Origin of the sequence: Foliimonas ilicis (assembly GCF_039939195.1) — a bacterium.
GTDB lineage: Bacteria > Pseudomonadota > Alphaproteobacteria > Rhizobiales > Rhizobiaceae > Foliimonas > Foliimonas ilicis.
The window spans coordinates 12,963-33,183 of sequence record NZ_JBDUUH010000016.1 but is presented as its reverse complement, the minus strand read 5'-3'; the positions used below and the strand labels follow the sequence as shown (position 1 = coordinate 33,183).

Annotated in this window: 16 protein-coding genes and 1 pseudogene; 10 read left to right on the top strand and 7 right to left on the bottom strand. The window is 57.7% G+C overall.

Going from position 1 to position 20,221, the window contains the following annotated elements; all coding sequences use genetic code 11:
* Positions 1–72 precede the first annotated feature (72 nt).
* Complete coding sequence (locus ABFT80_RS25510; RefSeq protein WP_347974766.1) at positions 73–495, top strand: thermonuclease family protein; 423 nt, start codon at positions 73–75, stop codon at positions 493–495.
* A gap of 143 nt (positions 496–638) precedes the next feature.
* On the opposite strand, the gene ABFT80_RS25505 is transcribed toward ABFT80_RS25510, so the two are convergent.
* The 3 genes from ABFT80_RS25505 to ABFT80_RS25495 all read right to left on the bottom strand — a co-directional run bounded on the left by ABFT80_RS25505 (position 639) and on the right by ABFT80_RS25495 (position 3,215).
* The gene (locus ABFT80_RS25505; protein WP_347974765.1) at positions 639–896 is read right to left on the bottom strand and encodes a helix-turn-helix domain-containing protein; all 258 of its coding nucleotides are present in this window, start codon (positions 894–896) and stop codon (positions 639–641) included.
* Positions 897–1,308: 412 nt separating this feature from the next.
* Positions 1,309–1,704, bottom strand: coding sequence for an HIRAN domain-containing protein (locus tag ABFT80_RS25500; protein ID WP_347974764.1), 396 nt, complete (start codon positions 1,702–1,704; stop codon positions 1,309–1,311).
* Between the two features lie 659 nt (positions 1,705–2,363).
* A complete protein-coding gene (locus ABFT80_RS25495; protein ID WP_347974763.1) occupies positions 2,364–3,215 on the bottom strand; it encodes a Crp/Fnr family transcriptional regulator in 852 nt (283 codons plus the stop codon).
* Between the two features lie 914 nt (positions 3,216–4,129).
* Between ABFT80_RS25495 and glf the strand changes: the two genes are divergently transcribed.
* The 5 genes from glf to ABFT80_RS25470 are packed head-to-tail and all read left to right on the top strand — an operon-like array spanning position 4,130 to position 11,861.
* Positions 4,130–6,352, top strand: a complete 2,223-nt coding sequence (gene glf / locus ABFT80_RS25490) for a UDP-galactopyranose mutase (RefSeq protein ID WP_347974762.1) — start codon at positions 4,130–4,132, stop codon at positions 6,350–6,352.
* Positions 6,349–7,434, top strand: coding sequence for a glycosyltransferase family 4 protein (locus tag ABFT80_RS25485; RefSeq protein WP_347974761.1), 1,086 nt, complete (start codon positions 6,349–6,351; stop codon positions 7,432–7,434). The genes glf and ABFT80_RS25485 overlap by 4 nt, the downstream gene beginning before the upstream one ends.
* The gene (locus ABFT80_RS25480; protein ID WP_347974760.1) at positions 7,431–8,438 is read left to right on the top strand and encodes a Gfo/Idh/MocA family protein; all 1,008 of its coding nucleotides are present in this window, start codon (positions 7,431–7,433) and stop codon (positions 8,436–8,438) included. The genes ABFT80_RS25485 and ABFT80_RS25480 overlap by 4 nt, the downstream gene beginning before the upstream one ends.
* Positions 8,431–9,525, top strand: a complete 1,095-nt coding sequence (locus ABFT80_RS25475) for a zinc-dependent alcohol dehydrogenase (RefSeq protein ID WP_347974759.1) — start codon at positions 8,431–8,433, stop codon at positions 9,523–9,525. Before ABFT80_RS25480 ends, ABFT80_RS25475 begins: the two co-directional genes overlap by 8 nt.
* Positions 9,522–11,861, top strand: coding sequence for a glycosyltransferase family 4 protein (locus ABFT80_RS25470; protein WP_347974758.1), 2,340 nt, complete (start codon positions 9,522–9,524; stop codon positions 11,859–11,861). The genes ABFT80_RS25475 and ABFT80_RS25470 overlap by 4 nt, the downstream gene beginning before the upstream one ends.
* Here the strand turns inward: ABFT80_RS25470 and ABFT80_RS25465 are convergent.
* Both ABFT80_RS25465 and ABFT80_RS25460 read right to left on the bottom strand, forming a co-directional pair.
* Positions 11,821–11,928: pseudogene (locus ABFT80_RS25465) on the bottom strand (IS6 family transposase); the annotation flags it as partial. The gene ABFT80_RS25470 and the pseudogene ABFT80_RS25465 sit on opposite strands and share 41 nt — an antisense overlap.
* Before the next feature lie 222 nt (positions 11,929–12,150).
* A complete protein-coding gene (locus ABFT80_RS25460; RefSeq protein WP_347974757.1) occupies positions 12,151–13,206 on the bottom strand; it encodes a L,D-transpeptidase family protein in 1,056 nt (351 codons plus the stop codon).
* Positions 13,207–13,718: 512 nt separating this feature from the next.
* Here ABFT80_RS25460 and ABFT80_RS25455 point away from each other — a divergent pair.
* A complete protein-coding gene (locus tag ABFT80_RS25455; RefSeq protein ID WP_455190010.1) occupies positions 13,719–14,093 on the top strand; it encodes a hypothetical protein in 375 nt (124 codons plus the stop codon).
* A gap of 88 nt (positions 14,094–14,181) precedes the next feature.
* Here ABFT80_RS25455 and ABFT80_RS25450 read toward each other — a convergent pair whose 3' ends face one another.
* Both ABFT80_RS25450 and ABFT80_RS25445 read right to left on the bottom strand, forming a co-directional pair.
* Positions 14,182–15,048, bottom strand: coding sequence for an SDR family NAD(P)-dependent oxidoreductase (locus ABFT80_RS25450; RefSeq protein WP_347974756.1), 867 nt, complete (start codon positions 15,046–15,048; stop codon positions 14,182–14,184).
* A gap of 109 nt (positions 15,049–15,157) precedes the next feature.
* Positions 15,158–16,075: an IS481 family transposase gene (locus ABFT80_RS25445; RefSeq protein WP_347974755.1), complete on the bottom strand. Its 918-nt coding sequence runs from the start codon at positions 16,073–16,075 to the stop codon at positions 15,158–15,160.
* 383 nt (positions 16,076–16,458) lie between these two features.
* On the opposite strand from ABFT80_RS25445, the gene ABFT80_RS25440 reads away from it, so the two are divergent.
* From ABFT80_RS25440 to ABFT80_RS25430, 3 genes are all read left to right on the top strand, one after another.
* The gene (locus ABFT80_RS25440) at positions 16,459–16,890 is read left to right on the top strand and encodes a hypothetical protein (protein WP_347974754.1); all 432 of its coding nucleotides are present in this window, start codon (positions 16,459–16,461) and stop codon (positions 16,888–16,890) included.
* A gap of 140 nt (positions 16,891–17,030) precedes the next feature.
* The gene (locus ABFT80_RS25435) at positions 17,031–18,365 is read left to right on the top strand and encodes an FAD-binding oxidoreductase (RefSeq protein WP_347974753.1); all 1,335 of its coding nucleotides are present in this window, start codon (positions 17,031–17,033) and stop codon (positions 18,363–18,365) included.
* A 161-nt stretch (positions 18,366–18,526) separates the two neighbouring features.
* A complete protein-coding gene (locus ABFT80_RS25430) occupies positions 18,527–20,179 on the top strand; it encodes a thiamine pyrophosphate-binding protein (protein ID WP_347974752.1) in 1,653 nt (550 codons plus the stop codon).
* Positions 20,180–20,221 lie beyond the last annotated feature (42 nt).

The following is a 20,221-nucleotide window of genomic DNA, read 5'->3' as shown; positions in this document are numbered from 1 at the left end:
TGTTTGCACGCAGGAGGGGCTTTTGAGATTGTGTAGGCAACTTGGGCGGCATGCTGCATTGCCGGTGCAGGCATGCTCGGCTGGCAGGTAGGCCCTGATCCGGTTCAAGCCGAAAACACTGCCTCGCCTTCGATCATAGAAGTCGGAACCATGCGACCGTCGGGATCGCCTATGCCAATCTGCAAGGGCGGCAAGCGGTTCAGCTGCGTCGTTGACGGCGACACAATCTGGTTTAAAGGCGAGAAGATCAGACTGGAGGGTTTCAATGCTCCAGATATGTCTGGCTCCTGCCAGCTTGAAAGTGCCCTGGCTATGCGTTCGCTCGATCGTCTTCGCTCGATGCTTGATGGCGCCGCTTTTACGATCGAGCGCAACGGCAAGGACCGGTACGACCGAACTCTGGCAACAGTCCGGGTACACGTCGATGTCGGAAATCAGCTCGTAGACGAAGGGTTAGCTCATGTCTGGCGCGGCTGGAAAGAAAGTTGGTGCTGATAGCCAAGTCGATCAGATACTGCTTGGCGACCGAGGCGTTGACTCCTGCCGTGCGTTCCTACCTCTGCGGGATAAAGAGAACAGTGCAATTGACACGCTCGGCATGGGCCTCGCGAGATATTCGTCACGCAGTGTGTTCGCTGTTAAGATTGAGTTCCCTTAAAACGAACTCCGCGACCTCCGGACGATTCTTGGCCGTTGTCCAGTAAATCAACTCCTGCATCGGAGAACGCCTTGTGAATCTTCTCCAGTATGTCGGTTCGGCCCCGCACAATCTTCTCATTCCACGCCTCAAAGTTTCTGATAGTGTTAATGTCGAGATTGGCCGCAATCGCTAGTTCCCACTGGTTTAGACCGGCCAACGCGCGGGCTGCCTTTATCTGATTTCCAGTAATGGACATAGTACCTGTCTCTCAAATTGACACATCCGCCAAAGGCGGGCCGTTTTCACTCACGCGCCTTCATCCGAAAGGGGTGGCGGGCGCTTTTTGCTTTTGCGGATCAAAACAGCATAAAAAAAACGAGCGCTGGAAGTGAACGATACCAACCCACTGCCTATCATTATTAATAGTCTGCGAACCGCCAATAACATCGCCGTAGTTTTTGTAGATAACTTCCGATGTGGTCTTGAAGCCAGGAACGAGTTCGAAAACTACGTTAGCTAATAGCGAGCTGCTCGAATTCGTCATAGGTAACCTGTGCATTGATCGCAGCCTTTTCGTTGACCTGATACATTGCTCCACTCAAACAGCCAAATGCCACCCCAAAAGCAATAACTGTTGGTAATCATTGTCACTTCGCAAAGAGGACGCGTCAATCTATTTCATACGCTTTCGTGCGCTTCAATCTGGCCTTGACGCCATTGCCCGGAGGAGCAAGCACGAAGAACTTCACTTCAAGGTAATCGTCGCCCGAAGCCCAGAGATTATAGATTTCGCCGGCGACCGGTATGCCTTTGGAAAGCAGATCGTCATGTACTGCTTTAGCGGTTTTCCTATCTAAATAGCCGATGTGCAGCCGCCTATTACCCACTACACCGTCAACAGCGATCGCGTTCCGATCATGTGCATTATTCGGATACGGCCTAAACTCGATCCCGTAGTGACCGTTCGATCTCTCAGCAGCCTGAACAGCGCAAAAAAGGCGAGGACATTCGTTCGCCGATGATTGAGCCCTGCGACTTGTAATAGATGTGTGGCGTGAACCCATTGTCCAAACGGTTGATGACGATCTGTGCCAAAGCGGCCACTAACCCATTGTTGTGGCCTTGTTCTAAACAGCCAACTTAAAATCCCCATACCCCCCATCCCTCTTAAAAGTTTGCAGAGGACAATCCATGTCGCGTCTACGTCGCGTGGACTGGCCATCCTCTATAGGGGCCCTTGTAAATTAAGGGAACCGTGTTGCGACATGGCGTAACACGAAATTCGACAAATCTGAGTCCTAAGTTATTGATATAGATGTCAATTTCGACTGGTGTCGAACCAGTGACCTACAGATTGCCGGTCCTTCCCCGAAGACGCAACCGCGATGCGCGTGCCGTCACGGAGATGCGGAACCGTATGCTCTGATTAAGTTTCATCGCCCGATGATATCGTAGCGGAAGCTAGATCATCACCGAATCGATCCGATGCTCTCCTAGAGGACAGGATAGTTCGAAGCTGTGCCGGAAGAAGCCGTTCGACGGCTTCTTCCGCTGAGGTGCTAAGTCAGCTTCCAGCAGGATCCTTGCAAACTTCCGCTTTGAGCGCACTGCAGTCGTGCGCGACACGGATCGGACGACGATTGCTCAGGCCGTCATTGCCGCTACCGCGCTTCACAATTGGATTTGCGAGAAGGAACCAGTGCGTAGGGATAAAAAAGTTAGCTTACTCGCTCTCGCTGCCATCACCCAGATGCAGGTAGTTCGGATCGAACCCGCTGAATACCTTCAGGCGTCCGGCGTCCTTGATGATAAGATTCCTGGCGTCGATATCGATGAGCCCACGATCGCGCAAGCTGGTCAGCATCCGATTCGCATGTACCACTGTGATTCCCAGCGTGTCAGCAAGGTCGGATTGCGTAAGCGGAAGCGTATAGGTGTTGTCCTTCACTAGTCCGACCGTTTCTAGCCGCACCAGAGTCTCACAAAGCAGATGGCCGAGCCGCTGCTCGGCCGGACGCCTCCCGATGTTGACTATCCACTCGCGCAAGGTTGCTTCATCCACGAGATTGGCCCACCATAACGCGCGTGCGATGGCCGGTTGCTTCGTCATCTCGAGGATAGCCTCTTTGGATAATTCCAGCACCTGACAGCGCGAGAGCGTGGCGATGCTATGATCCATCCTTTTGAGGATGAACGCGTTAAAATCACAGGTGTCACCCGGAAGCATGAAAGCCATGATCTGGCGTTTGTCGCTTTCCACGAGCTTGTAGCGGCAAGCGAAGCCTGAGATAATGATGAAGACGCAATCGGGTTTCTCGCCCTCGCGAATTATATCCCGCTTCGCCGGAACCTCGCGCAGGGGGCGGCTATAGCGTTCCAGAACGTCCTTTTCCTCTCTGCTGAGGGGATGGAAGCTCTCGAGCTTTCGGATGAAAAGGTTTGATGAAGGCATGACTTCGTAAATTCCCGGAAAATTGGCGAAGATATCGAAATGAAACGCGATATCTCGCGAATGGATGCGATCAGAGTGGATGATAGATCGTGATTTCAGCCGCACATAATGTGGCGCAGCCACGAAGATGCAATGTCTTCGCCGCCCAACGCATGCTGGTCGCTCCGAGTCATTGTCATGCACTGGCGGGCGATAGACGTCTACTTCTTCCGGATCGCCGCTGGCGGTCGGTGACTATCCGCATGGTCCCTCGCCCTCACAGGTGATCTGCTCCATGATTTCGACCGCGAGACGGCCGGATCGAGATTGTCGCAAACGTCGAGGAAGAGACCGGCCGTATCGTGATTGCTCCGAGAAAGGAGCCGTAACAACCCCACGCTTCGCCGGGCGCCGGAAAGACAAACCTATGTTAATAGGAACACCAGAAAATCGGGAATTTCGGGGTCAAGTCCGGAACGAAGTTACTTTTCCTGATGTTTTGGCCCTGGAAGTTTCTAGCGCCCCGCGACACGTTTCGTCGCCTTTCTTAAGGTCCAGAGCATTGAGCAATTTCAAACAATCAAACGTATTCACGCGCGAGCCCGGCACCGATGACATTCCGGTTGAGTATGCGCAGTAGCAAGTCGCATGGATCGGGCAGCAGTGCCGGCAGATCAGTGCACAGCAGACTGCGACGCCGGCCGCCCGTATCGCGCTATCGCTGCATTCGTCGCTCGGTGCTCCATGCCGTCACCAACTGGTTCGGCGGGAGTTCGGGCGTGTGCATCAGGTCTTCGCCAAAGGCCTCATCGTGTCGCGCCGACAGCCGCAGCGCGATGGAATCGATGGTCCGCGCGCATCCGCCGCCACTCCCTTCTCTTCCTGCCGGGCGGGTCGTCGCCTGACGCACCCCTGTCTAACAAACCTCCGAGGGTCCAGCCTTGAACGTCCCAGCCTCATCGTCACTCTTTGAATGGCGGTCCATATCCACCGCCTCGCCGCTCATATGCTTCTCGCACCTGCGCTGGGATTTCGTGGTGCAACGGCCGCAGCATCTAATGCGGCGTTTTGCCCGCAACGGCCGCGTGTTCTTCTGGGAAGAGCATATCCCGACGGATCATCACCTGCCCTATCTCGAATTTCACGCCTTCGATAACACTGACGTCGTCGCGGTGCGTCCGCGTGTTCCAAAAGACTGGCAGGGCGAACGGCTAGAAGCCGCCCTGTCGCGCCTGCTCGACCAGTTGATTGCGCTCCACCCTGCCGATCGACCGATCCTGTGGTTCTACACGCCAATGATGTACCCGATTGCATGGCATGTTGAGGCCGCGGCCGTCGTCTATGACTGTATGGACGAACTGTCCGCCTTCCGTTTCGCGCCACCGGAAGTGCACGAGCGCGAGAACCTCCTGATCCAGCGGGCGGATGTAGTCTTCACCGGAGGGCACAGCATCTACGAGGCGAAGCGTCATCGTCACGACAACATCCATCCTTTTCCTTCCAGCGTCGATGTGGCGCATTTCGCCACCGCACGCGATCTTCAGTCCTCCCCCGCCGATCAAACGCGGACTCTCGGTTATTACGGCGTCATCGACGAGCGCATCGATCTCGGCCTCATCGCGAAGATCGCGGCGGCACGGCCTGACTGGACGATTGTCATGGTCGGTCCTGTGGCCAAGATCGACCCCGCCACACTGCCGCAGGCAGGAAATATCCGCTATCCCGGCCGCAAGGACTACGCGGAGCTTCCCGCCTGTCTGGCCAGTTGGGACGTGGCGTTGATGCCCTTCGCGATCAACGAGACGACGCGCTTCATCAGCCCGACCAAGACGCCGGAATATCTAGCGGCCGGCAGGCCGGTGGTTTCGACTCCCGTTCCCGACGTCGTGCGCCATTACGGGGACGTCGAGGGCGTTTTCGTTGCCAGCGACGCCGCCGCATTCGTCGCGGCCTGCGAGCGCGCGCTGGACCTGTCGCGCGACCGCGTGGCCTGGCTGCCGGCCGTGGATGCATTGCTTGCGCGCACCTCGTGGGACGAGACATTCCTGCAGATGTCCTCGCTTGTCGATGAGGCAGTTTCGCGCAAGAGCAAACGTCCGCCTTCGGAGCCAGCCAGCCCGGCGATCTTCCGTCCCGGAGGAGCCGTACCATACGATTACCTGATTGTCGGTGCGGGCTTTGCCGGCTCGGTGCTCGCCGAGCGGCTGGCCGCGTCCGGCAAGCGCATCTTTCTTTGCGACCGCCGCCCACACATCGCCGGCAACACCTTTGACATGCACAACGAAGCCGGCATCCTCATACACAAATACGGGCCGCATATCTTCCACACCAACAGCGAGGAAATCTTCGCCTATCTCTCCCGCTTCACGCGCTGGCGCCCCTACGAGCATCGCGTGCTCGCGGCCGTGGGCGACAAGCGCCTGCCGATCCCGATCAACCGCACCACACTCGAAGAGCTCTACGGCGTGGACCTCAAGGATGAGGCGGCCGCTGCCGTGTTCCTGGCGGCCCGGGCCGAGCCGGTAGCGGACATCCGCACCTCCCGCGATGTAGTCGTCTCCCAGGTCGGCACCGACCTCTACAGAACCTTCTTCGAGGGCTATACGCGCAAGCAGTGGGGCCTCGATCCGTCGGACCTCCACAAGTCGGTCACCGCCCGCATCCCCACGCGCACCTCCACCGACGACCGCTATTTTCTTGACACCTATCAGGCCATGCCGGCAGAAGGCTTCACGAAGCTGTTCGAGAACATGCTGGATCACCAGAACATCCGCATTGAGACCCGCGTGGACCACCGCGAGCTTGACGGCGAAAGGCTCGCACGCCGCACCATCTTCACCGGGCCGATCGACGCCTATTTCGATCGGCGCTTCGGCCCTCTGCCTTACCGCAGCCTCGAATTCCGCCATGAGACGCTGGATCGCGAGCAGTTCCAGCCGGTCGCCGTCGTCAACTATCCATCGCAGGACGTGCCCTATACGCGCATCACCGAATACAAGCACCTGACTGGCCAGATCCACCCCCGCACAAGCATTTCCTATGAGTTTTCCAGTGCCGAGGGCGAGCCCTACTACCCGGTACCGCGACCTGAGAATCAGGCGCTCTACAAGCAATACGAGGCGCTGGCACGCGCGCAGGACGACGTCATCTTCGTCGGTCGGCTCGGTACATACAAATACTACAACATGGATCAGGTGGTCGGGCAGGCTCTCGCGACCTTCCGTCGGCTGGAGAAGGCGGATACCGCCTCCACGGGCAACTGGACCGCGGCGGCTGAATGACGGACAAGCGCCTCCTGATCCTGCTCGCCACCGACAGCGCGGTGCCTTCCGGCGTCGGAGAGCACATGCTGACACTCGCAGCCGCGCTCCGCGCAACGCATGAGGTGGCGCTCGCCTTCCCTTCGCAAGGCGACGGGACTCGCTTCCTTCTTCGCAGCGATGAGGCAGGCTTCGAGACCGTTGCCGTCGATAGGGGGCTCTCCGGATGGCTCGACACACGGTGCCCCGCCATCTTTCATGTTCACGCCGGCGTCGGGTGGGAAGGCCATGAACTGCTCGAGGCTGGCTGGAACGCCATGATACCCGTCCTGCGCACGGAACATCTCCCCTATCTGATTACCGACCCTGAACAGCAGGCGCGGCACAGATTGGCCACGAGCCTGGCCGAGGCGCTCGTCGCCGTGTCGGAGGCGGTGGCCGTGAGCTATCGGGCGCAGGGGTTTTCCCGCGTGATCACCATCCGCAACGGCATCGAGGCACCGGTTCCACGGCGCGGACGCGCCGGGACACGTGCCGTGCTGGCGATTGCGGATGACGCGCCCGTGTGCCTTACCGTTGCGCGCTTTACCGCCCAGAAGGGACACGCGGCGTTGTTGCACGCCGCAGCCGAAGTCTCACTTCAGGCGCCGGGCCTGCACTTCCTGCTTGTCGGCGATGGTCCAGAAATGGCAGACATGCAGGCGCTTGCCGCGTCTCTGGCACTGCCAAACGTCACCTTTCTCGGCGAACGCGCCGACGTGCCGGACCTTCTCACCGCTGCCGACCTGCTGGTGCTGCCCTCGCTTTTCGAGGGTCTGCCTCTCGTCGTGCTGGAGGCGATGGCGCTTGGCCTTCCGGTCGTCGCAACCCGCATCGGCGGCACGGTCGAAGCACTTAGCGGCGATCATCCTTTTCTGGTGCCTGCCGGCGACCCGTCTTTGCTTGCCGCAATGATCGTCGCGGCACTTGCCGACGAGCCCGGTCGTCGGATCGCCGGAAAGCGGGGCCGGCAGCGCTTCGAGGAACGGTTCACAGCGGCGCGCATGGGCCGGGAAACCGACGCGCTCTACCGTGCGATTGTGGAAGGGATGTGCACAGCATGAACGCCGGTCGGTACCAATTGAGAATCGCCTTCATCGGCGCGGGAGGAATCGCCGAAAGGCATGTTGGCGTGCTCTTGGGCATGGCGGATGTCGCGATTGTCGGCATCGCCGATCCCGATTTCATGCGGGCAACCGCGCTTGCCGAACGACTCGGCGCGCGAGCTTACAACTCCCATGCCGACCTTATCGCCATGGAAAGCCTCGATGCAGTCTTTATCTGTATCCCGCCTTTTGCCCATGGCCCCGTCGAGAAAGTGGTGATCGCCGCCGGCCTGCCGTTCTTCGTGGAAAAACCGCTGTCGCTCGACATTGAGGCAGCGGAGCGCATCGCCCGGCGAGTAGAGGAACGACGCCTCATCACCGCCGTTGGGTACCACTGGCGCTATCTCGATACCGTCGAGGAAGCCCGCGGCCTGCTTGCCGACAACCCGGCTGCGCTGGTCGCCGGTTACTGGCTCGATCAGACGCCGCCGCCGCAATGGTGGTGGCGGCAGGACCGCTCGGGCGGCCAGATCGTGGAACAGACGACCCATGTCATCGACCTCGCCCGCCACCTCGTCGGCGAGGTGACAGAGGTCTACGCACAAAGCGCTTGCACGGCTCCGCGTGGCGACTTTCACGGCCTCGACGTCGCGACCGCCACCGCTGTATCGCTGCGCTTCGCCACGGGCGCGGTCGGCACGCTGTCTTCGACATGCCTTCTGCGCTGGCCTCATCGTACCGGCCTAGATCTTTTCTGCGACGGCATGGCGATCGAACTGTCCGACCGCGACATCATGGTCGATGTCGGGCGCGGGCGTCCGGTGCGGCAGGCGGCAGGCGATCCCGTCGAGAGCGAGGATCGGGATTTTCTCGATGCCGTACGCTGCCTCCCCGATCGCATCCGCTCACCCTATAGCGAGGCGCTGAAAACGCATCGCGTCGCGCTGGCGATCGCCCAATCCGTCGTCTCGCGTCAGCCGGTCGGGATCGACGTTTCCATAACGGAGCCGGCCGATGTCTGAGCATCGAACCATCCGTTCGCTGGGTATCGAAGCGCCAGGCAAGCCATATTTCATCTCCTATGAGGAAGGCCCGCCGCCCGAAGGGGAGGTCCGGCTCGACACGATCTACAGCGGCTTTTCCGCCGGAACGGAGCTGACCTTCCTCAAGAATACCAATCCCTATCTGCACTCCCGCTGGGACGCCGAGCGTGGCGTCTTCATCGAAGGCGAGCCGAGCGTGCGTTTTCCCGTGCCGTTCCTCGGCTACATGGAGGTCGGAAGCGTCGCCGAAAGCCGAGCGGATGGCTTCTCCGGCGGCGATATCGTCGCCGCAACCTACGGCCACAAGTCCGGGCATACCGCCGATCCTTTCACCGAACTTCTGGTCGGAATCCCAGACGGCGTCGATCCCATCCTCGGCATTTTCTTGACGCAAATGGGTCCTATCGCCGCCAACGGCATTCTGCACGCCGATGCCGAGATACTCGGCCCGCAGACGCGGCACCTCGGCGAGAGCCTTGCCGGACGCCCGGTCGTCGTCTTCGGTGGCGGCACCGTCGGCCTACTCACCGCGCTGTTCGCCAGCATGGCCGGCGCTGAGGTGATCCTCGCCGAACCGTCCGCATGGCGGCGCGAGAAGGCAGGCGCGCTGGGACTGACGGCCATGACGGAAGCGCACGCCTGGCAGCATGCCAAGACACGCTGGCATCATGGGGGGCAGGATCGCGGCGCGGACTTCGTCTTTCAGACCCGGGCACGTTCGGAAAGCCTGCACGATGCATTGCGCGCGCTGAGACCGCAGGGAACGGCCATCGACCTCGCCTTCTATCAGGACAGCGCGGGGCAAACGCGTCTCGGCGAGGAGTTTCATCACAACGGCCTGTCGCTACGCTGCGCCCAGATCGGCCGGGTGCCCCGCGGGCTGTCGCATCGTTGGGACCGCCGCCGGCTTTCGGACGAGACGCTCCTGCTGCTCAGACAACATGGCGAGGCCATCCGCCGCGAGATGATCACGCATGTCGTGCCGGTGGTCGAAGCCCCGGCTTTTCTGTCGCACCTCGTTTCCGTGAGGCCCGAATTTCTCCAGATCGTATTCAGCTTCGAATGAGCGACGAGAACCCCCGCCCCATACGCATCCTTTTCGTCTTCGCATGGCTGGTGGTCGGCGGAGAGGAAACCGAAGTGAGGCTTCTCGCCCGCACCCTCGATCCGACAAAGTATCAAATCGACATCATCGCATGCTTCCGCAAGCCGGGCATGCCGGACCAGACTCACCGGCAACTGGAAGCCCTCGGCATCGACGTAGACACCGTGCCTTATGACCTCTCGTTCGAGGACACGGTCGGCTATCTGTCGAGCAAACTACCGGCTTATGACATCATAGTCTCCTGCCAGAACGTTGCCGACATATACCCGGCGCTCGAAAAGCTTGGCTGGCATCCGCCGCTGATCGAGCATGGCGGGCTGGTGGCCGAGGCGCTTGCCGGCCCGAAGCACTTCACCAGCCGCTATGTTGGCGTTTGCGGCTCGATCCGCGACGCGGCAGCCTCGAAAATGGCAGGCCGTGAAAGCCATGCACTCGAAATCCCCTCCATGGTGGACTTCACCGAGTTCAGGCTTGGCGACCGCGCCCGCATGCGCGCAAGGCTCGGCCTGCCCGAGGATATTCTGCTGGTCGGCTGGGTCGGCCGACTGGACGCGAAGAAGCGCGTCGAGGATTTCATCGAGGCCGCCGCACTGGCGCATGCTCGCCTGCCGCATGTCCGCTTTGTCATCATTGGTGGCCCGGATGCCTTCATGCCGGACTATGCCGGCACGCTGCGCCATCTCGCCACTGTCCGCGGCATCTCCCACATGTTAACCTTCCTGGGTGACCGCGATGACGTGCCTGTCCTGCTTTCGGCGATGGACATATTAATCTGGCTTTCACGCGGCGAAGGTATGCCGCATGTCATATCCGAAGCGGGCGCGGCGGGTTTGCCAGTTGTCGCCACGGCCGACAACGGCTCGATGCAACAGATTGATCATGAGGTCTCCGGCCTCTTCGTGCCGCATGAATCGCCAGCGGACGTAGCGGCGGCCATCGAGCGCCTTGCCGGCGACCCAGCTTTGCGTGTGCGGCTCGGGGGGGCTTTGTGTGAAAAAGTTCGCACGACATACGCCGCCGAAATCGTTGTGCCGCAATGGCAGGCGCTTTTCGACGAGGTGCTGGACGAGCGGGAGCCGACCCCTGCTCCATCGACCTTCGCGAGCTTCATTCAGGGCGGTTTCGAATGTTCCACCCACAAGCGCCGCGACGGGCGTCGTCTCGACCTGCTTGCGGCGACCGGCCATGACGAGCATGCCGCGGTCGACTATGCGCAGCTTGCCACGCATGGGATGCGCACGCTCCGCGACGGCCTGCGCTGGCATCGGATAGAGCGGCACGAGGGACGGTACGACTGGTCGAGCTTCCTGCCGATGCTGCGCGCCGCGCGGGACCGGCGCATGCAGATCGTATGGGACCTGATGCACTATGGGTGGCCGGACCATCTGGACATCTGGTCGCCCGGCTTCGCGGATCGTTTCGCACATTTCGCCGCAGCCGCGGCGAAGATCGTTCGCGACGAGACGGACATGATCCCCTTCTACTGTCCGGTCAACGAGATATCTTTCCATGCGTGGGGCGGCGGCGATGCCGCTTGCCTCAACCCCTACGCCCGCGGACGCGGCTTTGAGCTGAAGGTCCAGCTTGCCCGCGCGTCGATCGCAGCGATGCACGAAATCCTGCGTGTCGATCCCCGCGCGCGCTTCGTGCATTGCGAACCGGCCATCCACATCGTCGCCGATCCGATGCGGCCGCACCAGCGCACCGAAGCCGAAGGCGCGCGGCTGGCGCAGTTCCAAGCCTTTGACATGATTGCCGGACGCTTTTGGCCACAGCTTGGCGGCGAAGCGAAGCTGCTCGATATCGTCGGCCTCAACTACTACCATGACAACCAATGGCTGTTCGGCGGCTCGACAATCGGCGCGGACCATGCGCAAGCGAAGCCCTTTCGGTATTTCCTCACAGAAACTTATGCCCGCTACGGACGCCCTTTGCTCGTTGCCGAAACCGGAACCGAGGGGGACGGCCGCGCTGCCTGGTTCTCGACAATCGTCGCGGAGGTCGAGGCGGCACGCGCCGCCGGCGTCCCTGTCGAGGGCATCTGCCTCTATCCGATCATTGACCATATCGGCTGGGACGACGGCCGCGATTGCCCGAGCGGGCTCCTGTCCAGCAGCGTAACAAACGGCCGCCGCGCGGTGCACGCGCCGCTCGCCGCCGCCGTCGAACGTTGGCGGCGAGACTACGAACGCCATCGCGGAAGGGGGGATCGAGGCATCGAAGTTAAATCCGGCATCTCAAGACATGGATCGGAGGGCCGCGCGCGGCCAACATATCCTCGACCATCCGCAAGCTGAGCGGAACTCGGAAATATTGCCCCGCATTGGCGACCACTTCAGCAAGAAATCGGTAGCGGCGATAGAGGGATCACGGGCAAGTCTGATCGACAACCTGCGCAACAGCAAGATCCGGTTCGATGCTTGAAGACCCTCCAGCCGGCTTTTCGATGGAAGTTCCTTGTAAGATGAAGCATGATGGGTTGCTGACTGCGAACCAAGCCGACAGGATTCTACTGTTCACGCTCTGGCCGATCATCAATGTCTGAATTTCGCCCAGAGACAACGGTTCCGAATTATGATGGCCAATTTATTCCAAGAAGATTACTGGCACTCCCTCAGTCAGCATTTTCGCGAGTTCCTGCGCATCCCAATTGGTGATGCGGACACAGCCATGCGATCCGGTCTTGTCGATCCGATTCGGTTCCGGCGTTCCGTGGATGCCATAAGTCGGCTCCGACAGGTCGATCCAAATTGAACCCACAGGCCCATTGGGCCCTGGCGGCAGCGTCAGGACCTTGTCATTGTTGCCCTGCTGGAAATTGAGCTTCGGGTTGTAGGTATAGGTGGGGTTCTCGACCACCGTCTTGACCATATGAGTACCCTTCGGCGATGGATTGGACTCGCTGCCGATGGTGGCTGGATAGGTTGCGATTAAGAAGCCATTCGCGGCGTAGGCCCGCACTTGCCCGCCGGGTTTATCGACTTCCACCTTTGCCACTTGTCCTTCCCTGTCAGAGCCAGGATCGGCAACGAAGATTGTTTCGCCTGATGCAAAGTCCGAACCAGGGTTAAGCAGCCGCAAGAAACCGACATCCATATGGAAGCGCTCGGCGATCCCCTCGGCGACGCTCGTGTAGCCCAGATGGTCCAGCTTCGCCAACTCGCCGTAATCTTCTGGCAGCTCGCCCACGACGGAGGCGTGGTCTTCGGGAGAAATTACGTGGGAACTGATCGCCTGATCAGGTGAAATCAGTGCTGCGATAACGGCAGGGTCCAGTTTGCCGTCGACTGGCAACCCAAGCATCAGCCGGAAGCCCGAAATCGCCTTGCGAAGGTTGCCGCCATCGAGACCATCAATTACGCCGGGCGAGGCCCCCGCACGGTCAAGCAGTATCTGCAAGCGGACAATAGAGGCAGATGGCGCTATGGCTTTCGACGCTGACGTTTCATTGGACAACGATTCCGCTGAACTAGCTGTAACGATCTGATCCAGATCGACCAAAGGCGCGGCGTTGATCGATTCCGGCGTCACGGGGGAATTCGCCGCCAGGACATCCTCAACAGTCTGCGCTATTGCCGGCAGACTAAATATCACCCCTGCTCCTGCAAGTAACATTGCTAGGAATCGTGTTTTCAAATGCATGCTGATAGTCCCCGCTGTGAACGACAGCAACTCGCAATTCAGGAAAACGTTGCGGTAGCATGGGCGCGAAAGGCAACTTATGGTAAAATATAGTTAGAAATTTCATAAATTTAAGCTGTTAGGGATAGGATCTGGGGCCGTTACTGCATTCAGCACGCTTGCTGCTATCAGCCGCCGCCTTCACTGCCCAGACTCCGGGCCGTCGCCATCAGCAGAAGACGTCAGGTCGGCCGCACGAGTAATGCCGGAACTTCGCTTTGCGAAAGAGCTGCAGCAGAAATCCGAGTGGCATTCTCCTAACGTACTTGACTGTCAGTTCTCTGGCCGTTCCAGAGACTATTGAGCAACTAGACTTTCGCTCCCGGTTTCGGGCGATCATCAAGGATTTCAGCTATGAATTAAACCATTCCCGGTCCCGCCGAAACTTCATCTAGCGCTTCTTGAAGAAATCCATTTTCGGAATTAAACTTTCGTCGTTTTGCGCGTTTCCTTTTCTGAAGCAGACGGCAGCAATGGCCAGTCCCAGCGAGACCTCTGCAGCAAGCGAAAAGGGCAAGCCGCAGCAGATACAAACAAATGTAGACGCAGACGATCGCGCCAAACCGCGCTCGAAATCGAAAGCTGCGATGCAGGCTGGCGCACGAAAATACCCGGCACCGCCCTTCCCCAAGCAGCACCATCTAAAGCTCGGCGAAGAACGGAAGATCGATTCTCAGCCGCTCTATGATGCGCCTTTCTATCTCGGTTCCAAAAAACTCGACGGAAAGATAGCGCTGATCACCGGAGGCGATTCCGGAATCGTGACAGTCTCTTGTCTTAGCGAGCAATCGTCTTCTTCTTTACGTATCTTCAAACAGTTTCGAATTCATGGGAATCTCTCCCGCTGACGCTATCGGCGTCACTCTCGCCTGTCGGCGGGCATCAGCTGGCCCACCCGATCGGCAATGGATTTTCTTGAGGTATACTAAGTCAGTCTTACGTTACGCCACCGTCGGCGACAATGGTACGTCCGGTAATCCAGTTCGCGTCATTCGAGGCGAGAAAAGTCACAATACCGGCAATGTCGTCCGGCTGGCCGATCCGAGCCATGGGCGTCATCGCCAATATTTGATCGCCTCTTTCAGCAAGTATATTGGCCGTCATATCGGTTTCAATCACGCCCGGGGCCACCGCGTTGACCGTTATCCCACGTGGGCCAAGCTCCTTGCTGAAGGCATGCGTCAATGTATTCACAGCAGCCTTCGAAGCCGAATAAACCGAACTCGAGTTGATCGGCCTGAATGCCAGCGCCGAGGACAAATTGATGATGCGTCCGCCTGGGGAAGGCATGTGAGGTAGAACTGCCTCTGTCATCAAAACGATGCCCAAAACATTGGTATCAAGGATGCTCCTTACAAAGGCCGCATCCATCTCGCCGAGTGGGCGATACGTGCCGACTCCGGCGCAGTTTACGAGCACATCAATGGTACCGAAACGCGTCACGACGATCGAGATCATTGTTTTTACCGCGTCCGGATCAGCTACATCTAAGCGAACCGCGAGACAGTTCCCGGTGTCACCGGCCAATTTAGCTGCGAGTTTCGATGCAGCCACCTCGTCCGATCTGAATGCCATAACGACGCGGCAACCTTGCGAAATGAAGCGCCGTGAGATCGCCGCACCGATGCCTTTGGATCCTCCTGTGACAAGTACGGTTTTACCTTCCAGCCCTCGGACGTTGCTCATTCGATCCCCTTTCAAATTGACAAGTTGATTATTCACCCATTTTGGACAAGGGTCATTTTCTACACCGCTGGTAAACGTAGAAATTTGAATAGAAACTTTAAAACAGACCCAAAACATTTGAACGGTTTGCCCTGTGCCGAATTAGGCATGATTGTGGCTCACACCAGCACCGCGAGATTGACATCGATTTCAGCGCTTACGCGAATTTGACGGACAAATCGTCTTCTTAGGCGAATCTGACGGACGATTTAGAGTTTAGTCCCGGCATTTGGTGGATTGGATTTAGGGTGAAACGTTCTGGCTCGGTTGTCCAGATTTTGCAGATATACTCATAGGGGGTGAGGCCCTTCAGGGTCTTCAGCCGTCGCCCATAATTGGAGGCATTGATGAAGTCCGCGAGATGGGCCTCGACCTGGCCATTGGTCCACGGATGCTTGATCTTGGTCAGCCGGTGCTCGATGCCGTTCTCACGGCAACGCATGTCGAACATGTGGGTCATGTAGCGAGCAGTCGGCCCGTCGGCATAACGGGGCGGGAAGGTGAACTGGATGCCGTTGTCGGTAAGAACGGTGTGGATCCGGTACGGCATCGCTGCAATCAGAGCCACGAGGAAGGCAGAAGCCGACGTTCGGCCAGTCTTCCTGACGACCTGGACGAAGGCGAATTTGCTCGTGCGATCAATGCCAACGTAGAGATAGAGCTTGCCCTCGGCCGTCTGCACCTCGGCGATGTCGATATGGAAGTAGCCGATCGGGTAGGTTTTGAACTTCTTCTTGTCCGGCTTGTCTCCGGCCACATCGGGCAGTCTGGAAATGCCATGCCGCTGCAGACAGCGATGCAATGACGAGCGCGTCAGGTGCGGGATTGTCGGCTGCAGGGTGTAGAGGCAATCATCGAGTGGCAACAGGGTGTGGCGCCGGAAGGCGATGATGATCGCCTCCTCCTCAATCGAAAGCACCGTGGACTTGGCATCCTTGGGGCCGGTCGGCAGATCGGCGACCGATCCGCGCTTCTTCCACTTTGCCACCGTCTTCTGATTGATGCCGTAGCGCTGCGCCAGAGCCCTCAGGCTCTCTTGACTATTTTGTATTGCTCGACGGATCGCCTCTGTCGTGGTGGCGCTCTCGTGAAGAACTTGTCCCACAGTGCCTCCTTCCATTCCATGGAAAATAGTGCACCATCAAACTCCGGTATCAAACACCCTAGCTGATTGCGTGGTTCTTAGGCGAAGAGATAATGTGATTTTATACTTTACTCAAATGGTCACTATACCAAAGGCAATTCTAGTCAAAGGTGGTGGGAAGCGAGTGGCTGGAAAGGCTTGCAAACGACGGATTCTTCATGCGGGAAGGCAAATCCGAGGAGTTTTGAATCAGGAGCATTCGGTAGCTCCTTGGTTAGGTCTATAGGTCTGAATTACATTTCCACAGGAAAATTCGTCGAAGTATGACGGAAAGGGAAATCACATCGCAAGTTTATCCTTCCACTTGTGCAAATACGAACGTCTCCGACGGGGAATAGTCGAGTATGAATAATTCGAAAGCCAGCGCAGCCATAGCTGCATTAGCAATTTTACTTGTGAACACGAGCAGTTCTCTTGCACAAGTCATTGCGATTTGTGGAGCGTCCCAATGCTTCGGCTACAACGTCAAAGGCAAGATTGTTGATGACGAAAGTGCGGGCTGGATTAAGGACGGCCTCGCGAACGGCGGCATACAACTGTTGAAAGATGGGGACGGGTTCGACGTGGTGTATACTGACGCCGTCGGCAGCCGATCTGCAAAAGCGGTCGGTGGGACAGCTATCAAGATGGTTGAAGATGAAAATCTGGCTATGGTTCTCGTAGCATACCCAACTGCTACGAGACCCATATCTGTTTTCGCATTCAGAAAAGGAAGTAGTCTGGACGGAAGTGAAGCGTTCGTCGCTAGTTGCGAAATCTTGCATGTTCAGAGCTGAATGCGAATACGCAATGTGTCCAGTGGCCACCTTCATTTTAAGTCGCGCGGCTACGTCGTTCGATTGGAGTGCGCGCCCGTGACCAAGCGCAGCACTGCAGGGAACTTATCGAGTTTTTGTGAATCTCCGGATGTAAATTTATGAAAAGCCTTGGTAAATTCGAAGTTTTGAATGCTGAGCGGTACTACGACGATTTCGCTGGAGTGCGCGGTCACGACCCTTGCGTTATATATGCGCCAAGAAATTCCGAGGAGTGCGCAGAGATTCTCCGAACGCTGAGTGCTGCTAGACAGGCGTGTGTCGTTCAAGGTGGACGTACTGGCCTTGCAGGCGGCGCACGGACACAAAAAGGCGAAGTAGTGCTTTCCACAGAGCGGTTGCGCAAGTCTGTAGAAATTGATGAAAAATCCGGAGTGATGCGTGTAGGTGCTGGAAACACACTCGAAGAAGCGCAGGACGCGGCAACAGAAGCAGGCTGGATGCTAGGGGCAGATCTCGGCGCTAGAGGTTCGGCAACGATAGGCGGTATGATTGCCACCAATGCCGGAGGCCCTTTGGCCGTTAGATACGGAACGTTTCGCCAACAGGTGCTCGGTGTCGAAGCTGTTCTTGCCGATGGTACGATTATCGACCGCATGACGGGTTTGTGGAAAGACAATACGGGCTATAACTTCCCGCAAATCCTGATGGGTAGCGAGGGCACCCTTGGGATCATCACCGCTGCGGTTCTCAGGCTCCATGCCCCAATGCATCAACAGGTTGCAGCGTTATGTACTTGTGAACACATTGACGCGGCTCTGGAATTCCTCCCCCGCGTGAAGCGGCGCTTCGGTCCTCTCTTGCAGGCTTGCGAGTTCATGATCGCTCCACTTCTGGAAATGTCGGCTTCCTGCCGAGCGGTAGAGTTTCCCTTTGCGAACTCGGCATCCTGCTACTTGTTGATAGAGATTGGCAGCAGTCTCGAATTCGATCTCCAAGAAGTGCTTTATGATACCCTCAGCGGTGGTCTGGAAGACGGCCTGTTAACCGATGTGATAATATCGCAGTCAGAAAAGGATCGGCTCGATTTCTGGCAATTTCGAGAGGGATGCAATGAAGCGCTAGATCGACAGTGCGCACCTCTCACAAGCCTCGACCTATCACTTCCTGTGTCCGCAATACCGGAGTTTCTTGCTAAGGCTTCGGCGATGGTCGGGCCGGACAAATCCGCTCACGCATTCGGACATTTGGGCGACGGAAACATACATTATATCGTTAGCGGGCCCAGACAGCAGGACTTAGTCGAACCACTCTTTCAACTAACCAGAAAGTTGGGCGGCGCCATAAGTGCCGAACATGGGATTGGCGTCGACAAGGCCCGGTATCTCCATATTTGTCGATCAGCGGAAGAAATTGCAGCCATGCGCCGCATAAAGGACGCGCTCGATCCTTACGGGATTCTGAACCCGGGTAGAATACTGCAACTGCCTAGTTAAGCATCATCTTTCGACAACAGGCCGAACATGAAAGCACCGTGTGCATCACTTAGAGGCGTATTGTGCATTTTCGGCAATATTCCTCGTCAAATTTTATACTTTATCGAAAATTTTCTTGCCTTACGCTTCAGCAAGTTCAAGTTCGATGGAGCCCGACCTGCATGCCTCCGACGTCTATCACCGCTTCGCCAGTACATGCACTTTTAGCCGCCACGTTAGCGGAACATGTGCCCGGTCCGCTTTTCGGACTGGTTGGCGACGGCAATCTCTTCTTCGTGGACAGCTTTGTCGCAAAGCAAGGGGGAAGATATATCGCAGCGCGCCACGAAGCTTCCTCAGTGCAGATGGCTATTGGATATGGCCAGGCGTCCGGCAAGCTTGGTGTCGCGACGGTAACTCACGGGCCTGCCCTCGCCAACACTGCCGTTGCTTTGATAGAGGCTACCAAAGCCGGACAGCCGCTGCTTTTGATCGCTGGCGACACCTCACCCGACGATCTCAACCACCTACAGAAATTCGATCAGAAGAGTTTCGTCGCGGCGACAGGAGCGGGCTACGTTGAGTTGACCTCGCCGGAGACCGCGTCAGCCGACCTTCTACGCGCGATAAAGATGGCGGTGCTCGAACGTCGCCCCGTCGTTTTCAACATGCGTATCGACTGGCAATGGAGCGTGCCAGTGTCCCAACGTTTGACAGCAGGAGTGCCGATTCAGCCGGAGCTCACTCCAGATTATCTCGCAATCGAAGAAGCCGCCGCAATTCTTGCTGCAGCGAAACGACCGATTGTGCTGGTTGGTCGGGGTGCGTGCGATGAGGCCGCAAAAGAAGCTCTTATTAATTTGGCGCGGAGAATTGATGCCCCTCTCGCCACTACACTGAAAGCGTCCGGTTTATTCCTCGGCCAAATTCACAACCTCGGAATTTATGGAGGGCTAAGCAACAGCGCCGCGATGGACATCATTCTAAGCGCAGACACGATAATTGCTTTTGGAGCCGGTCTCAACAAGTTCACGACTGGCAGCGGCGAACTCTTGAAGGAGAAACGGGTCGTTCATGTTATCGCAGACGCCAAAGCCGTTGGCCGTCATTATGAACCTCTTCTCACAATTCTGGGGTCGCCTCTCCTGGTCGCAAACCAGATTGTTGAAATGCTTGATGAAGCAGAGATCCCTGGCTCCGGTTTTGCGGGGGCGGATATGGCTGAATCTCTTGCATCGGCTACAAGTATGAGCGGGCTTGAAAATTTTTTGACGCCCCTGCCTCAAGGGCGGATATCGTTTCTTGAAGCTTTGTGTGCCCTGGACAACGTTCTTCCGGCGGACCGCACGCTTGTCACTGACCTCGGGCGCTTCGTCACCCTCGCGTGGCGCGCACTTCCGGTCGAGCATCCTCATGCTCTTGTTAATACCGCACATTTCGGGGCGATCGGTTGTGGTCTCCACCAAGCGATAGGTGCTGCGGTCGCCCATCCAGAGGGCAAGACAGTATTAGTGGTAGGCGATGGCGGTTTCGCTTTAGGAGGTCCGTCGGAGCTTGCCACAGTTATCGAGCATAATCTCGATTTAATAATCATACTCTGCAACGACGCCTGTTATGGGGCAGAACACGTGCAATTTGTCGCCCGCAACATGGATGCCCATCTTTCGCGGCTCAGCAATCCATCTTTCGCGCGGGTAGCACAAGCATATGGCTTAGATGCAGTATCCGTAACGAACCACGACGAGCTCGTAGATGCTTGCGCGTTGGTCGAGCAGCACAAAGGACCGTTGTTCATCGAACTTCACGCTGATGCTGCAGAGGTGCCACTTATCTAAAATTCGTTTCGACCAATGGATACCGCTCAAAAGAAACGCGGA